Source organism: Bacteroidia bacterium, from assembly GCA_033391075.1.
Lineage (GTDB): Bacteria > Bacteroidota > Bacteroidia > J057 > J057 > JAWPMV01.
Window position 1 is genome coordinate 6822738 of sequence record JAWPMV010000001.1, and the last position, 17306, is coordinate 6840043.

Below are 17306 nucleotides of genomic sequence, written 5' to 3' on the forward strand. Positions count from 1 at the left end.
ATTGTTCAACGAGCCTAAAAAAATGAATCTGAAAAAACTTTTAATCTTTAGTTGTCTGTTTTTGTCTTTGCAATTCTTTCTGAATGCTCAGAATGGAATTATCAGAGGAACAGTAACAGATGGCGAATCTGGTGAAGCATTGCTGGGGGCAACTGTGATTGTCTTTCAGGATGGCCAGCAAAAAGGAGGAGCTTATACCGATCTGGAAGGTAAGTTCAACCTCAAACTTCCCGCCGGGGATTATACTGTACAAAGCCGCTTCATTTCATACGTAACCGACACTTCCGAAGTCATTTCATTGGCTGCTGGAGAAACCAAGGTAATGAATGTCTTGATGTTGCCTGAAACTGCAGCCAATGAAGATTTGGCCGTAGATATCGTAGCCAGAAAAAATCAGGCAAGCAATGTTACCCTTTTCAACAAAAAACGTAACGCTATCCAAACCATGGATGGGGTTACTTCCGAACTCTTCCAAAGAACCGGAGCCAATGATGCGGCAGCGGCTGTATCTCAGGTTACGGGTGTTACGGTAGAAGGAGGAAAATATGTGTACGTAAGGGGATTGGGAGATCGCTACAGCAAAACCATTTTGAATGGTGCGGAAATCCCTGGATTGGATCCCAACAGGAATACGGTTCAGATGGACCTTTTCCCCTCCAACCTCATTGACAACATCATTGTCTACAAAACTTTCACTCCTGACCTTCCCGGTAGCTTTACGGGTGGATTGGTAGATGTAAAGACCAAAGATTTTCCGGATAAATTTACCCTCAACGTTTCAGCCTCTAGCGGCTACAACCCCAATGCAAACCTCAATGACAATTTCATTGGAGACATTGAAGGTAGCAGAGATTGGTTGGGTATGGATGACGGAAGCAGAGATCGCCCCTTTATCGCAAATGAAAATGGGAATCTCACAACCATTCCTAACTTTGATACAGACAATGAGATAAAGCAGAACATTGACGAAATTTCAAAATCCTTTGATAAAAACTGGGCGCCTGTAGTAAATCCATCCGGATTGAACCAGTCTTACAGAATTTCAGTAGGTAATCAGTACTTATTTGGAGAGAAAAACAGAGCCTTTGGATTTATTGCCAGCCTTTCTTACAACAATTCATACAGATACATAGAAAACCAAATTGAGAACCGTTGGAGAAATACCAGCAATGCTCAGATTGGTAATATCGCAAACTCGCTCAACTCGGAAATCAACCTTGCAGGGCCTGCTGCTGAACATGAAGTACTTTGGGGCGGTTTGATCAAGCTTTCTTATAAGCCTAGTGAGAACCACAAAGTTTCTTTCAACTATCTCCACAACCAAAGTGGAAACAACAAAGCAAGGACCCTCACAGGAGGTATTCCTAAAGACGATCCGGCCATCACCTTTGAAACGCGTGTAGTTGGTTTCCTTGAAAGAGCCATTGATGTGATGCAATTGCAAGGAGAGCATGCTTTTGCTGAAGGAAAGCTGAAAGCTGATTGGAGTGCTTCTTATGCGATCTCTTCTCAAAACGAACCTGATTTGAGATTCTTCTCAAACAGCCTTATAGCAGAAGATGGAGTTACAAATTATGATGTGGATATCTCTATCTATCCTGAGCCCAACCGTTTCTGGAGAGAGCTGGAGGAAACCAATGGAGATTTCAAATTGAATTTTGAGCTTCCCTTCCTGATCAAGGAAAATGAGAGTAAGCTGAAATTTGGAGGAGCTTATACCTTCAAGGACAGAACTTTCATGGAGAATCGCTACAACATTGCCCTGGGTTCTGATGCCGAAGGATATGAAGGAGATATTGCGGATTATTTCAGAGATAGCAACTTGGGAATTGTTGACACAGTGACTCGTAGAGGCTTTACCCGCTACGATCTGGGACTCTATTATCAGGATGCATCTGAAGCCAGAAACAACTATACCGGTGAGCAGGACATTACTGCTGCCTATGTTATGGGAGTTTTAGGTTTGACTGACAGATTGAAAGTTACCGTAGGTGCGCGTTTAGAATCTACCTTCATTGAAACCATTGCCGGAAACGACTCAATCGGTAGAATTGAAGAGAATGACCTGCTTCCTGCTTTGAGTGGAGTTTTTGCTCTGAATGATAAAATGAACCTGAGAGCGGGATATAGCAGAACTCTGGCGAGACCTACCTTCCGTGAGTTTGCGCCTTTCGCATCCTTTGACTTTGTAAATGACGCCCTGCTCGTAGGTAATCCAAACCTGCAAAGAACCCTGGTAGATAATGCTGACTTGCGCTGGGAATGGTATCCTACCTTCAGCGAATTGGTTTCTGTGAGTTTGTTCTACAAAAACTTTAGCAATCCTATAGAAAGGGTATTGGACCTTAGATCTCAGAACCCTCAGTTTGAATTCAGAAATGTAGATAATGGGCTTGCCTATGGATTGGAAGTCGAATTGAGGAAAAATTTCTCTTTCCTGGCTGAAGGTTTAAGAAAACTAGAGTTGGGTGCCAATGTTGCCTTGATCAATTCAAGAATTGACATTGCTCAGCAGGAGCTGGAAGGCATTCGTGCGATTGATCCGACAAGAGAGGCAAGACGCCCGATGTTTGGACAGTCTCCCTATACAGTAAATGCTGAACTGGCCTATATCGATCCGGAAGTTACCGGCCTTAAGATTAGTCTGAACTATAACATCTTTGGAGAAAGAATCGCAGTAGTAGGGGGAACAGATCCCAATATCTTCGAACAGCCTAGAGGATTGATGAACTTCACCCTCTCCAAAACTTTCAAAAGATTTACTGTTACTGCCAGAGCAAGAAACATTCTGGACCCAGCGTATCTCCTTACCCAGGAATACAATCCAGAAGGATCAAATAACAATCCATTTGTATTCAGAAGCTACCGTTTAGGAAGAACCTTCACGCTGGGAGCGTCTTTCAAATTATAAAGGAAAAGCCACACAGGGTTTAAATCCTGTGTGGCTTTTATACTACACCTGACAAACGAAACGAACCTCCTGAGTTATTCAGGGGTTGAAGAATAATTTCTTACTAAAACTATCGACTAATGAAGAACATTCTTTCTACTTTCCTATTGTTAAGCCTTTGCAGTTTTATGTTTGGGCAAACCAATCCTGAAAAGACAATCACAGGTACTGCTGCTGGTACGGGTACTACCACCTGGTCCAGTGATACTACCTACATCCTGGATGGATTTGTCTTTGTTAATTCAGGAGACACCTTGACTATAGAGGCAGGTACAATTGTTAAAGGTCTGCCAGGACAGGGAGCCAGTGCATCTGCGTTCATTGTAGCACGTGGGGGCTATCTGGACGCTCAGGGAACAAAAGAAAATCCCATCATTTTTACGGCTGAATCTGATGACACCGATAACCCTATTGACTTAGATCCAAATACAACCGGACTTTGGGGAGGAGTGATCATTCTTGGAAACGCCTCTACGAATACCGTTCCCGGAGAACAAGCGATTGAAGGGATTCCTACCACGGAGACGCGAGGACTTTTTGGAGAGCTAAATGGTACTACGGATGATGCCGACAACTCCGGTATCATCACCTTTGTATCTATTCGTCATGGTGGAACTAATATTGGTGGTGGAAATGAGATCAATGGATTCACCATGGGAGGTGTTGGAAGTGGAACTACCATTGATCATGTAGAAGTTGCCTTTAATCAGGATGATGGTTTTGAGTGGTTTGGTGGAACGGTTAACTGTAGCCACCTCATTGCTGCTTTCTGTGGAGATGATTCTTACGATTATGACATGGGATGGAGAGGAAACGTACAGTTTGCTTTCGCTATCCAGTCTCCTGATGCCGGTTCAGATCGTATTGGTGAGCATGATGGAGGAACCAGCCCTGAAACAGGTGCTCCTTTTGCGACTCCTAAATTCTTCAACGTAACCTACATTGGTCGTGGAGATGAGCAGGGAAAGAGAATGCTTACCTTCCGCGATAATGCAGGGGGTGAATACCACAATTCTATTTTTATTGATCAGGATAGAGGAGTTGATTTTGAAATTTTGGGGAACGGTTCAGAAGATAGCTTTGATCGCTTGCTGGCCGGAGAATTGAAATTGCAAAACAACATCTGGTGGAACATCGCAGAAAATAATGCGGATGACATCTGGACCGTTACGCTCGGAAAATTCGGCACCAATGGTCCTGATTCTACCGCTGCAAAAGCAGATTCTTTGGCTCAATTGGCAGCTGGGACTGATTCTGTAAGAGCTATGCTGGCAAGAACAGGTCAAGTTGTTGTTGACCCTGGTTTTCCCGGCCTGGACAGAGTTGATGGAAACAATGGCCTGGATCCTCGTCCAAGAGCCGCTGAAGCGATCTTCGGTCCTATCATGACTCCTATCCCTGCTGACCCATTCTTTACGGAAGTGGATTATCTGGGAGCCTTCGACATTGATCCAGCTGCTTTCTGGGCCAATGAATGGACCTATATGGATCAGCTGGATTACTTCCCCATACCATTAGGTACACTTACCAGTATTGACGAAGAAGATCTGATCAAAACAATAAAAATCTTCCCGAATCCTAGCCACGGACAATTCACAATTTCGGCAACTGAATTGACAGAAGAAACGGTATCCATACAAGTATTTGACATTGCTGGTCGTCTGGTTTTCAAAGGCGAAGAGCGTCCGCTTGTTGGTGAGATCAATAAAAGAATTAATCTTTCTGCAGAGCCTGCTGGTATGTACTTCGTGAAAGTACAGCAAGGTAAAAAACTTGCAACCGGACAACTGAGCCTGCAATAAGGTTTTGGTTTAGATCTGGGACAATTATCAATGAGGTCAGCCTTTTAGAGGCTGGCCTTTCTTTTTTGCCCTTTCCTCAGCTAGCTATTTCCAAAATTGTACGATCTTTAGCTATAAAGCCTACGGAAACATGGAAATATTGGCCAGAAAAGCTCAGGAAAGGGATTTTGAATACCTCTTGAAAATGGATAAACATGTGGAGGAAAGTTGGGTAAGGAGGTGCCTTTCATTGGATGAATATATCATAGGAGAGTTTGGCGGTCAGGCTCGAGCCTTCATGAGATACAGCTTCTTCTGGGGAGATATCCCCTATATGGATATGATTTGGGTGGAGGAAAAGTTTCGGAAGAAAGGAATCGGTTCTGTTATTATAGAGTTTTGGACGAAAGAGATGAAGACGCTCGATAAACGAATCCTCATGACCTCAGCCATGAGCAATGAACCTCCGCCATTGGCCTGGCATAAGCGAAATGGATTTGTCGAATGTGGCCAACTTTGCTTTGGAAGTTTAGAGCCAATTCCTGAAATATTTTTGCTAAAAGAATTGAACTAAATAAAACTGAGCAGCCAACCTAAGACTGCTCCCATCAAAACGATATAGGGAGCCCCAAATTTTTTAGGTCCAAATTGCATAAAAGCTCCTACGGCCAAAACCAATAATGCTCGCCAGTCAAAAGGAGTAAAAACACTTTGTTGTGTCAAAGAGATTAAAACGGCTGCCATAATCCCAAGTGCACTGACATTGACTGCATCCAGAAAAGCTGCTGACCATTCAGAACTTCTCAATTTTGGGATCAAAGGATTTAATACATAAACAAAACAAAAGGAAGGTAAAAAGATCCCAAGTGTTGCCAGTAACGCTCCCCAATATCCTCCGACCTGATAGCCAACAAAGGTTGCGGTAGTAAGCACGGGTCCGGGAGTAAATTGTCCGGCAGCTATGGCATCCAGTAATTGTTGTTGCGTAAGCCATCCCAGATTTTCAACCAACTCTCCTTCCAGATAGGCGACCAGTACATAGCCACTTCCAAAAAGGATCGCTCCGATTTTTAAGAAACTCAGGAATAGCGTCAGGAGTTTTTCATTGGATACCTGTGTGATGCTAAGGATGGGTAAAGCAAATAAGGCAATGGAGTTAAGTTTATTGGCTGCTTGAATCGCAATCATTCCTATAAACCCGCCCAGGAGAATGGCAAAAACTTCATTTAATCCCCAGAGTCCTGCTGCTGCGACTCCTATCCCCAAAATGAGATAAGCTTGCTTTTTTAAGGCCTTCTTTCCCAGTTTAATCAGAGCAGCCAGGATAAGCACCAGAACAGCCGGTTTAATCCCCATCAAAAAAGGCTCAACCTGTGGCAGGTCTCCGTAGGCAACGTAGAAGACTGCAAGTAATAAGGTCATCAATGCCGCAGGGAATATGAAAGAGGCTCCAGCCAGTAACATTCCTGCCAGACCTGCACGATGCAGGCCCAAATGCATGACCATTTCTGTAGAATTCGGGCCTGGAATAAGATTGGTGGCCCCCATGAGATCGAGGAAGTGTTCGCGGCTCATCCATTTGCGTTTGCTCACGAACTCTTCCTCCATCATGGCTATATGTGCAGCCGGACCTCCGAATGCACTCACTCCTAATTTTAGGAATAGGCGAATGATCTCAGGGTACATGGACGAAAGTTAAACTTAGGTTGTCAGGGAAATCAATACAAAAGGAATTACGAAAAAGAATATCACTACATAGCCAACGCCATACAAACGATTCTTTAAAGTCAGATTTCCAAGTCCTTCTGCCAACATAATCGGAATGCGTCTTACCGCATGTATCGGGAATAATATCAACACTCCAAACAAATTGAAGAGCAAATGGGCAAAGGCACAAGCCAGGGCTGCATTTGCTGCTTCACCTCCCAAAAAGAGGGCAGCCATAAGGGCTGTAGTAGTAGTGCCAATATTTGCGCCCATCAGAAAGGGAAAGGCCCTTTCAAGGGTGATTTTGTCAGTGGCAACCAAAGGAACCATCAAGGAACTTGTTACAGAGCTCGACTGAACTGCAGTAGTACTGATTAGTCCCGTCAACAAAGACATAAGAGGTCTTCCGAAAATGTATTTATTCATGTTCTCCTCAATCTTTCCAACCAGGAGACTTCTCAATATCTTACTCAGGAATTGCAAGGAAAAGAATAAAGCAAACAAACCTAAAGGAAGGGTGATATAAGGATTCTTTCCGCAAAGCTCTATGATTCCTTTCGCCGTATCTTTTACAAAAAAGATCGCACTTCCTACTTTCTCTCCTTCCTGAGGACCGATTACTTCCGCCAACCAGAGTGAGGCTGAACTTAAGGCTCCAGTTGTAACTTCAATTGTAAAAACAATTATTACGGTTATGATATTGAAAAAGTCATGGACACTTGCCCCCGCCACAGCTCGTTTGTATTCTTCCTTGTTTCCAATATGACCCAGAGAGACAATAGTACTGGTTACTGAGGTACCAATATTGGCTCCCATGATCATAGGTACGGCATCAATTAAACCCACTTCACCGGAAGCCACCAGTGCCACGATTAGGGTTGTTGTGGTAGAGGAACTCTGAATAATAGCCGTAGCAAGCATCCCTATAAATAGGGAGACAAATGGATTGCTTGTAAGACTGACTAATTCTTCGGCAAATCCTTTACCAAATAATTTAAAGCTGCCGCTCATTAAGTTCAGGGCAACCAAAAATATGAAAAGAATAACCAGAAGCTGACCAATTTTATAGGCCAGATTCATGGAGTTAATTTCTGATTCTTTTAGACCGGGGTTTGTATTAGCAGACATATATTGTTCTTCTTAGCGCTAGATTAGTATTGTTTAATTAGAATTGAGTTTCTATTTGAAACCTTCCAACCACTGTTTCCTGATCGCCATAAGCAGAATGGGTTACATCAGCCTGGACTTTCAATTTATGACCATGGATATATTTAGAGATTCCAAATGTGAGATCTCTTTGATTTTTTCTCAAATCCATGATGTCTTCATGCGGTCTCAAGATGGAATAACGAGCGGCTAGCTCGATGTTATTTTTAAACACGTAGCTGGTTTGAGAAGACAGGCCATAGCCTTTAAATACATACACCGGTTTAGCTGTCAATTCTTCGGAGTCAGTGGTAATAGGATCGTTGGCATGTTTGATGGCATACTCTCCTGTCAAAGAGAATCCCCTGTACTTGAAGACATAATCAATGAATCCGGTATGGATGTCTTTGAGTTCATCAGAAAGAAAATAACTTCCCAATTGCCCCTGAGAGCGTGTGGTATTATTGTTGAAATTATAAGCAGCTCCTATGGCTAGTTTAGGCCTTGACTCTCTGGCCAGGTCCCCTTGAAAATACTCTCCTTTTTTATTGAACAGACCGAATGGCAGGGCTTCCAATCTATAAGAATAGGAAAGACCACCATCTTTGGTATTCGGGTTTTTTGCGATGTTTCTGTTTTTTCCTTCTCCCGAGGTCAGGGCGAACGTATTGCGGACTACAAAATCTCCTTTGGTTGAATGGCTCAACCAAAAACCTGCATCACGATCCGTAGTGAATTTTGAGTTTACAATCGAACGGTCTACAAATTGCAGATTTGCCGATGAAACAATACGCTCACGGTTACCAGGCAATTTGGTTTGACCAAAACCCAATACCCAGTTTCCTGCAAAATTCCATCTCAATACCATATCAAGGATAGGACCGGGATTATCAGTATCATCTCCTCTTTGCGTAGACTCAATATCTCTATTGGTCAGTCCCAATTCTACTTTATAAGTAAAAGAAGGATCAAGGATAAATCCTGAAGCTTTGATCCGTGAACGACGAATCATAAGAGAAGCAGTTCCTCCGTCAGTGCTACCCACCACCTTCTCATACATTGCAAGAGATTGAATCCGAAAATTCAATTTCATAGAAAAAGATTTATCAACCGGGCTGATCAATATTCCTTTTCCGAATGATGCTTTAATCGAGGGAAACTCTTCGGGCATTTGTTGGGGACTAGGGGATTTTGTGGTATCCGAACCTGATTGAACGTTGCTCTTGTTAAGACCGAGATTCTTATAGTTTTTATTGGCTGAACTGAGTGCTTCTTTATTTAATTGTGCACTTACAGTAAAACCACACAGCATTAAGCTAATAAAAAGTGAATAAAATTTAGTCATGATGTTAAGAGAGATTTGATGCTTGGTGTAGTAGTTTTCGATCACTTTTTTTGATCATAGCCGAAAGTATCAGGACTAAGTCAATGAAAAATGATTCAAAAGTTAAATAGATGTTAATTATATGTTTAATAAATTATATTAATGTTAAGTAATAGGCTTTTTGAAATCGATGGGATGAGACGGTTGTATAAGTAAATGGCTTAAATTGAGGTTATTATGGATTTTTGGATATTATATACCTTAACATTTAATTAATCTAGGGCTGGCTGGAATGAGATCTATGTTAAATTAAAATGAAGGCTTACTGTGAGAAAATTCAGCAGAAATCTCAATGGATTTCCTATGTGTTTTTTTAGAATTTTTTTTCTCTTTAGCTAAGCTTACTCTCGCTTTTCTTTCTATTTCCTGGGAATATTTTGATTAGCTACGTTTAAATCCCACCTTATAGATCATTTATCCTAAAGCTCTATGACCAATACTCGAATTCGGGAAAGACTTGAAAAACTGAACCCCAACTGGCTTTCCCTTTTTACTATGCTGATGGCATTTTCCACATACACTTTTATGTATGCCTTCAGAAAGCCTTATACTGCTGCTACTTTTGCTGAGGCTCCCGGCTTTTTGGGATTAGGATTTAAAGAGATATTGGTCATATCACAGGTTGCCGGTTATGCCTTGTCCAAATTCATCGGAATCAAGGTCGTCTCAGAAATGGATAGTGGAAGAAGGGCAAGGATTCTTTTGCTCTTGATAGGAGTTGCAGAATTGGCCCTACTGGGATTTGCCCTCGTACCTCCTCCTTATAGTTTTGTTTTTCTCTTTTTGAATGGACTTCCTTTGGGAATGATCTGGGGATTGACCTTTTCTTATGTGGAGGGGCGAAAACAAACTGAGGTTATTGGCCTGGGGCTATGTGCCAGTTTTATATTTGGTTCAGGCTTTGTGAAGGATGTAGGGAAGTTGTTGATGGAGGCTGGTATCAGTGAGTATTGGATGCCTTTTACCACAGGACTGGTATTTAGTCTGCCCATCATTATTGTCGTTTATCTGCTCAATCAGGTTCCTCCGCCTACTCTGGAAGATGAAGCCGCTCGTACCAAAAGAGTTCCTATGTCTGGTGCCGAGCGAAAAGCTTTCTTTAAGAAGTTTGCTGTGGGACTGATATTGCTGATAATTGCCTATACGGCTTTATCAGCTTATCGGGATTTTAGAGATAATTTCCTGGCGGACATCTGGGGAGAACTTAGCGGGGATGATTATAATTTTTCCCAAACCGAAACCCCTGCCTCTATTATCGTCCTTTTGTGTCTGATGTTGCTTGTATTAGTAAAGGACAATTTCAAAGCCCTCATGTATAATCATGTAGCCATCTTTTTGGGCTTCGTAATGGCAGGACTTTCGACCTGGGCCTTTCAGCAGGAAATGATCAGTGCTTACCTCTGGATATTGATGACAGGCATTGCTACTTATGTAGCCTATATTCCTTTCAATACTATCCTTTTTGATCGCATGATCGCCACCACCCGAGAAGCCAGCAATGTGGGCTTCCTCATTTATTTGGCGGATGCTTTTGGCTATCTCGGCAGCGTATCCGTTTTGCTGTACAAAGACTTTGGTGCCCGCGACCTGAGTTGGGTAGAATTCTTTACGCAATCCAGCTACGCCCTGGCCTGGGTAGGAGGGATAGGAACCCTCCTGGCCATGGGATACTTTGCGAGGAAACTGCGGATGGAAGAATCCTAAGGATTATTTAAAGACATGCTTGAAGTGTCTTTCTGTAAGTCCTTGATCTATCAGCCACTTAGCAAAATCCTCATGCTTTCCTGCTTTAGCATGATGAAGTAGGGTAAACCCATGGGGACCATAAGATTTCAGGTAGTGTGGATAGGTCTTGATGAGAGATTTGACCAAATCCAGATGTCCCAGAAAACAGTGATTGAAAATATCCAGCCGAGCACCTCTTTCAACTAGGATATCTGCAATATCTTTCCTACCCATATGAGAAGCGCCTCCCATGGCAGTTTCAAAATCTCCTTTCTGAGACTGATTCGCGCAATTGAGAATCAGGGGTTTTTCCGTGATGATCTTTTTTACTTTGTCGAAATCATTGTGGGCTGCAAAGACAAATTCCTTGATCTCTTCCAGAGAAAAGTTATTGGCAGTTTTGTCCTGGCTAAAACCTGAAAAGCCTGCGCTTAAGAGGCCTGCTCCCAGCAGGCCTTTTTTGAGAAATGTTTTTCTTTTCATGTGAAATTGCTTTTTCCCAAAATGGAAAAAGCTTTTTATCTCCCAAACGAAAAATCAGCAGGATTTCGTGAATGCGGCTCTATTTGTCGTGAAATCCCAGGGTCTCAAGGATATGTAAATAGGAACCACCAATTTTCAGTTGATGACCCGAACGAAGGAGTAGATAATTTCCTTGTTTATCCTTCATATGTCCTTCGATTTCTGAACGATTGATCAGGTACTTTCTATGGATACGGAGGAAATCAGGAGACAAGTTTTTTTCCATATCCTTCATGCTACTTCTTTTGATCAACATATCACCTGCTCGAAACAAGCGCAAATAATGATCATCGGCTTCGATCCAATGAATAGAACTAATCGGGACTTGCATCTTCTTCCTTCCCAGGCTGGCCTGTATCAAAGCAGGCGCAGGCTCATTTGTCTTTTGACTATGCGCATAAATCCAGATTCCGATTAGCACGATTATATGAAGTAGCGCTTCTCGACTAAAATAATTGCGGGCATATGGGGCACTAAGGATTTCCTCATAATATCCGAAAAGGTAAAGAGAGGCACTGGAACAAAGGTAAAATCCCGTGATCAAAAGGGGAATGAGCAAGACCGCACTCAGGAAATAAAGATTCTTTTTTCTTGTCAGATACTTTCTGGCCAAATACAAACTCAAAGGAAGCAATGGAAAAAACAGCAGCATAGAGTTGACCAGATAGAAGATGGATCGTAAGGGTTTGTAATGCTCATAAGCGCCATAGCGGATGGCGTTCTGGATCATCATAAGAATAAATGCTAATCCCAGGAAGAGATAGGCATACCTAAGAAATTTTGCTTGCTTGATTGCGGATAAATCAACTCCCATTTTTTGCATGAGCAGAAGTATTAAGGGTTTTCAGAAGTTAGGATTATTGCTCGAATCTGTCTGTGGCTTTGATGGGAAAAATCAGAGTTTGGTAGAATTCTTAATCGGCATCCGCCTGAAATTTTGCTACATTTATTCCATGTTATTGAAGGGGAAAAAGATCAGATTTCTGCTATGCCTTATCCTCTTATTGGCGTGTAGTAATATATCTGCTCAATATCTGTTTGAGGGCAGGGTGAATCTGGATGCTAACTGGGATCGAGTAATCTACTTGTCTCAGGTTTATAGCTATAGTGATCTCTATGCGATTGATCGGGAAGCTGTGATCGATAAGGCGGAAATAGATGAAGAGGGGAGCTTTCTGTTTTCCGGCAATGCACTCCCTTCGCAAAATGCGATCTTTCGTCTGCATCTGAGTAGAAGCCCGGAAGAGATCGATTCTTATATCTATAGCCTCTATGAAGAGGGCCCCAACTTCATTCTTTTCGTAGCAAACAATCAGGATACGATTCGCTTTCTGGATTCGGGTACAAAAAGAAGATTTGGCAAAATTGAATCCACAACAAATGAGCAGGCTGGAAAATGGCTGGAATTGGAGGCCCTGAAGTTAAATGCCTATAAGTCTTTTTCATCCGTTTCCAGTGAGGCAAATGAAAAGCGCTTTCGCCAGAAACTAAGAAAAGAATTGAAGGCCTTCGCGAATAAATCTGAGGATGCTATGGCTGCTATGATGAGCATCGAGCACCTCATTCAAAGGGATCGCGAAGAGTATCGATATTTCCTTGAAGACTTTAAACAGGACAAAGGCTTTTACCAAAGACTTATGGATCGACTTCAGCAATCCTATCCCCATAGTGATATGCTCAAGGTCTATAAAGAGGAACTGGATTTCGCGGAAAAATTGTTGGGCAAGAATGATAAATCTGAAGTCTTACCACTTTGGGTCTGCGGATTGATCGGAGCTTTGATTCTCCTCTTACTTTATATGGCCTGGAGATTAGGCAAACTTCAAAAGGAATTGGAGTCCCTTATTTCCCCAAAAATCGACCTCTCCAAATTGAGCAATCAGGAAGAAAAGATTGTGAAACTGATTTCAGAAGGAAAAAGCAATAAAGAAATCGCCGATGAGCTTTCGGTCTCCCATAGCACCATTAAAACGCATGTAAACAACATTTACGCCAAATTGCAAATTGCGAATAGAGCCGAATTAAAGGAACTCTTGAAAAAATCCACCGGGGTCTAGTACCTTTTTCCACCGATAGAAATGCCTGTAAATCCTGATTTGATCCTGTATTTGTGGGAAAAACAAAAACATGAAATCAGGAATTATCGCATGCGTATTTTTATTCATTTCCCTCTCTTCAATTGCCCAGCAAATTGATTCTATCTCATTTGCTTCTTCACATTTGGGAGAGGAAAGATTGATCACCATTTGGAAGCCGGCTGATTATTCTCCCGATAAAAAATACAGCAGCATCTACACCTTTGATGCGGAATGGATGTTTGGATTGCTAACAGGCATGGTGGAATATTACAGTGGGGAAGGTTTGGAGAAAATTCCTCCAAGCATTGTCGTCGGCATTCATTTCAAAGACAGAAATGAAGATATGGGACTTGACTGGGATAGGGGAGGCCTGAATGAGCAGGGCCGCAAGTTCAAAGCCTATGTGGAAGAAGAGCTCATCCCACATATAGAAGCTAGTTATTCGACCTCTGGTTTCTCCAGTATTTTCGGTCACTCTAATTCATCGACCTATCTCAATTATTTCCTATTTCAGGAAGCACCTACCTTCAATGCATATGCACCCATCAGTCAGTATTTGCTGCCGAGAGATAGCAGCCAAATAGCAAAATGGCTCCCTAAGCACATTTGTAAAAAATCTCTCTACTACTTCCTGACTTCTGCAGAAAAGGATGCTCCCTTTCGCCTGCAATCTGGCAATGATCATGAAAGGCTTTTTGAGGAGTTAGCTCCCGAATTTTCCTTTGAGCATATGATCCTTCCCAATGCAGATCATTTGACCATGGCAGCTCAGGCCATCCCATTTGCTCTTGAGGCCTTGTATAAAGATTTTCTGCACATGGATGAGTCCCAGGCAACAGCAATTGCCAATGAGGTGGAAGAGAAAGCCATCCCTTATGTTAGTCGAAAATTGAAGAGGGTAGGAGAGATATTCGGTCTGGAGATGAAATGGAATATCAATGATTATTTTTTTGCCTATGAGATGGCTTCAATACAAAATGATGAGCCTTCAGTTTCCGAAATCACCCAGAAATACAATCAGGAGAATCCGGAAGATAAGTCGATGTATTTCATCGAAGGCCAGGTCTACGAATCCATGAAAAGCCTGCAGAAAGCCAAATCCAGCTATCTTCGCAATTTGCAAATCAATGAAGAGGCCGGATACTTTAGCCACTTTCGCCTGATAGACCTCCTGGATCGAAAACTGAATGAAGCGGAACTTGCCATAGAGGTGGCTGAATTGGGAATCGCGAAAGAACTGGATATCAAACTTCATTATCAATTGGCGAAAGTAGCTGCTAAACATCAGGTGAAAATGAAGTTGGGCTTGAAGCATCTCAAAACATTCGAAGAAAAATATGATTCGTCTATGGGGATAGAGCGGGAGTATATTCATTTGAGGAAAGGCCAATTATTAGGAGGACTTGGACAAAAAGTTAAGGCCCGTGCCGAATTTGAGGAGGCCCTAAAACTCAATCCTGATTTTGAGGCTGCGAAAGAAGCTTTGCGTAACTTCAGTCACTAAGTCTCATCGATTTTCTCTGTAAATTCAGGATGAGTTAAAAACATCACACTTATTATGAAGTACAAATTTCTCATGCTGAATATGCTTATAGCGATAAGCATTGCCTGCAATCCCACCCAACAAAAGCAGGAAGAAGCCCACCATCAGAATGAAGAACATTCACCTAGACATGATGAAAAGGCACATCCCGGAGGCGCCAATGAATACATGCATCAATCCTCTGTAGATAGATTGGTCGAAAGGTTTGAATCTGATGAAAGAAATGCCTATCAGAAACCAGATGAAGTCATCAAATTTCTCGGCGACATTCAGGGAAAAAAGATCATGGATATTGGTGCCGGATCTGGCTACTTTTCTGTACCTCTTGCTCAGGCCGGAGCTAAGGTGATTGCAGCAGATGTGGACGATGAATTTCAAGCTTACATCAAACAAAGAATTGAAAAAAACGGCCTGGAAGATTTGGGAATAGAATTGCGCAAACTTCCCTATGATAGTCCCTCTTTAGAGGCCTCTGAAGTAGATATGGTATTTATTGTTAATACCTATCACCATATAGAAGATCGAGTGCCTTATTTTAAGCAAGTACTTAATGGAATAGCAGATGGTGGAGAGCTGGTGATCATAGATTATTACAAGCATGAAATCCCGGTTGGACCCCCACATGATCACAAGATTGCTAAAGAGGTGGTACTGAAGGAATTGAAAGAAGCCGGTTTCACCCAAATAGAGGAGAATACGGAATTGCTTGAGTATCAATATATCCTCCGAGCAAAATAAAAGAGATCGCAATATGCAAATTAGAGATCCCCGTTTTCGACGGGGATTTTTTGTATCTTGAAAAAAGGATTTATAAAAACTACTCTACATATGGCTTCAAAGCAGAACCCTGTAGTTTCCACTTCACTCGGGAAACTGGAAGGAAAATGGAATAAAGCGGGAAGTATCGCCAGTTTCAATGGCATTCCCTTTGCAAAAGCACCAGTCGGCGATCTCAGATGGAAAGCTCCTCAAGCTCTTGAGGCTTGGGAGGGAATTCGCTCCGCCCATAAATATGGCAATTTTGCCTGGCAAAGAAGGGTCGAGATGTTCGAGTTTATGTTTGCCCTTATGGAAGGACAAGGCTGGAACCCCATCAAGACCTGGTTGCTGAAAACCCTTCTTCGAATTGTACCGGCTCCCAAACAAAATGAGGATTGTTTATATCTCAATATTAAAAGCCCTGATCCAGCTCCGGGAACTAAGCTTCCAGTGATGGTATGGATACATGGAGGAGATCATCAGGATGGAGGAAGTGCAGAGCCATTTTATGTGGGAGAATCATTGGCAAAAGAAGGCACTGTATATGTCTCCATAAATTATCGTCTGGGACTCATGGGATATTTTGCCCATCCTGAATTAAGTGATGAATCCGAGCAGGGAGTATCCGGCAATTATGGAACCCTGGATCAGATTGCGGCTTTGAAGTGGATAAAGGATCATATTGCAGATTTTGGTGGAGATCCTGATAATGTCACCATCTTTGGTGAATCTGCCGGGGGAGAATCTGTAGCTTATATGATGAGCTCTCCTTTGGCTCGGGGACTATTTCACAGAGCCATTATGCAGAGTCCTGCAAATGGAGGCCAAATGACGCAACTCAAGCAGGAGTTTTCCAAGTATATGAGTTCTGAGGATCAAGGGAAGCATTTTGCCAAAACGGCCGGAATCAGTGGAGCCAATCAGCTCGAACAGCTCCGTGCGCTACCAGCCAAAGACCTCCAGAAAATTTGTTCTTCCATGTCTGAATGGGGAAGTTTCTATCCGACCATAGATGGCTATGTTTTGCCTGAAAGTCCGCTGGCTGCCTTTAAGCGAGGAGCTCAGGCGAAAGTTCCCCTAATCATTGGCAGCAATAGAGATGAAGGTACTTTGATCCACTTCTTACTGCCGGGACCTGTACCCGAGTATCGCTACGAGGATTTAAGTGGAGATAAAATGATGGAATGTTTAAAAACAGAATTTCAGGAAGACGTTCCTCGGCTAATGGAATTATATCCGGGCATAGAGCATAGAAAATTTGAATCCGAGCAGGAACTATTGGGGCATGTGATGTTTGGGTCGAAAGCCCGTTACTATGCAGAGAAAGCTTCCGAATCCGGACCTGCTTCTTATTTCTATATGTTCACGCGAGTACCTCCTTCTGAAAAACAGACGGCAGGCTCCTTCCATGCTGCCGAAATCTCATTTGTCCACGGTACCGACTCGCCTCTCTTGCCCATGGATGCCGAGGATAAAAAACTTTCCCGATCTATGATCAAATATTGGACACAGTTTGCGAAGAGTGGAAATCCAAATCTGGAAGGAGAAGTGCAATGGGATACTTTCAACTCCTCAAATCCTCAATGGATGGAATTGGGAGTAAAGGGACATAGCATGAAAGACTCTGATCGAGAAGAGCAATTCAATATTCTGAATCGCCGCATGGAAAGGCAGCTGAAACAGATCGAAAATGTTAAAGAGAAAGCATAAG

At 42.5% G+C, this 17306-nt stretch carries 13 protein-coding genes; 8 read left to right on the plus strand and 5 right to left on the minus strand.

The window, feature by feature from the left end; genetic code table 11:
• The first annotated feature begins 22 nt into the window (after positions 1-22).
• From R8P61_27305 to R8P61_27315, 3 genes are all read left to right on the plus strand, one after another.
• Positions 23-2911, plus strand: coding sequence for a TonB-dependent receptor (locus R8P61_27305; protein MDW3650814.1), 2889 nt, complete (start codon positions 23-25; stop codon positions 2909-2911).
• Between the two features lie 119 nt (positions 2912-3030).
• Positions 3031-4752, plus strand: a complete 1722-nt coding sequence (locus tag R8P61_27310) for a T9SS type A sorting domain-containing protein (protein ID MDW3650815.1) — start codon at positions 3031-3033, stop codon at positions 4750-4752.
• Between the two features lie 130 nt (positions 4753-4882).
• A complete protein-coding gene (locus R8P61_27315; protein MDW3650816.1) occupies positions 4883-5305 on the plus strand; it encodes a GNAT family N-acetyltransferase in 423 nt (140 codons plus the stop codon).
• On the opposite strand, the gene chrA is transcribed toward R8P61_27315, so the two are convergent.
• The 3 genes from chrA to R8P61_27330 are packed head-to-tail and all read right to left on the minus strand — an operon-like array spanning position 5302 to position 8677.
• Entirely contained in the window at positions 5302-6417 is a 1116-nt protein-coding gene (chrA, locus tag R8P61_27320) for a chromate efflux transporter (protein MDW3650817.1), read from the minus strand. The two genes, R8P61_27315 and chrA, sit on opposite strands and share 4 nt — an antisense overlap.
• 15 nt (positions 6418-6432) lie before the next feature.
• Positions 6433-7566 (minus strand): Na/Pi symporter, encoded by a 1134-nt coding sequence (locus R8P61_27325; protein ID MDW3650818.1) that lies wholly within the window; start codon positions 7564-7566, stop codon positions 6433-6435.
• 37 nt (positions 7567-7603) lie between these two features.
• Positions 7604-8677 (minus strand): porin, encoded by a 1074-nt coding sequence (locus R8P61_27330; protein MDW3650819.1) that lies wholly within the window; start codon positions 8675-8677, stop codon positions 7604-7606.
• Positions 8678-9397: 720 nt separating this feature from the next.
• On the opposite strand from R8P61_27330, the gene R8P61_27335 reads away from it, so the two are divergent.
• Positions 9398-10672: a DUF5690 family protein gene (locus tag R8P61_27335; GenBank protein MDW3650820.1), complete on the plus strand. Its 1275-nt coding sequence runs from the start codon at positions 9398-9400 to the stop codon at positions 10670-10672.
• A gap of 3 nt (positions 10673-10675) precedes the next feature.
• Here R8P61_27335 and R8P61_27340 read toward each other — a convergent pair whose 3' ends face one another.
• Positions 10676-11176, minus strand: a complete 501-nt coding sequence (locus tag R8P61_27340) for a hypothetical protein (protein MDW3650821.1) — start codon at positions 11174-11176, stop codon at positions 10676-10678.
• Positions 11177-11255: 79 nt separating this feature from the next.
• Positions 11256-12038, minus strand: a complete 783-nt coding sequence (locus tag R8P61_27345) for a LytTR family DNA-binding domain-containing protein (protein ID MDW3650822.1) — start codon at positions 12036-12038, stop codon at positions 11256-11258.
• Between R8P61_27345 and R8P61_27350 the strand changes: the two genes are divergently transcribed.
• From R8P61_27350 to R8P61_27365, 4 genes are all read left to right on the plus strand, one after another.
• Positions 12037-13272: a response regulator transcription factor gene (locus tag R8P61_27350; GenBank protein ID MDW3650823.1), complete on the plus strand. Its 1236-nt coding sequence runs from the start codon at positions 12037-12039 to the stop codon at positions 13270-13272. The two genes, R8P61_27345 and R8P61_27350, sit on opposite strands and share 2 nt — an antisense overlap.
• Positions 13273-13342: 70 nt before the next feature.
• Positions 13343-14797 carry an alpha/beta hydrolase-fold protein gene (locus R8P61_27355; protein ID MDW3650824.1) on the plus strand — a complete coding sequence of 485 codons (1455 nt, stop codon included), beginning with the start codon at positions 13343-13345 and terminating at the stop codon, positions 14795-14797.
• A 54-nt stretch (positions 14798-14851) separates the two neighbouring features.
• The gene (locus R8P61_27360) at positions 14852-15574 is read left to right on the plus strand and encodes a class I SAM-dependent methyltransferase (protein ID MDW3650825.1); all 723 of its coding nucleotides are present in this window, start codon (positions 14852-14854) and stop codon (positions 15572-15574) included.
• A 90-nt stretch (positions 15575-15664) separates the two neighbouring features.
• Positions 15665-17305 carry a carboxylesterase family protein gene (locus R8P61_27365; protein MDW3650826.1) on the plus strand — a complete coding sequence of 547 codons (1641 nt, stop codon included), beginning with the start codon at positions 15665-15667 and terminating at the stop codon, positions 17303-17305.
• The last annotated feature ends 1 nt before the right edge of the window (position 17306 follow it).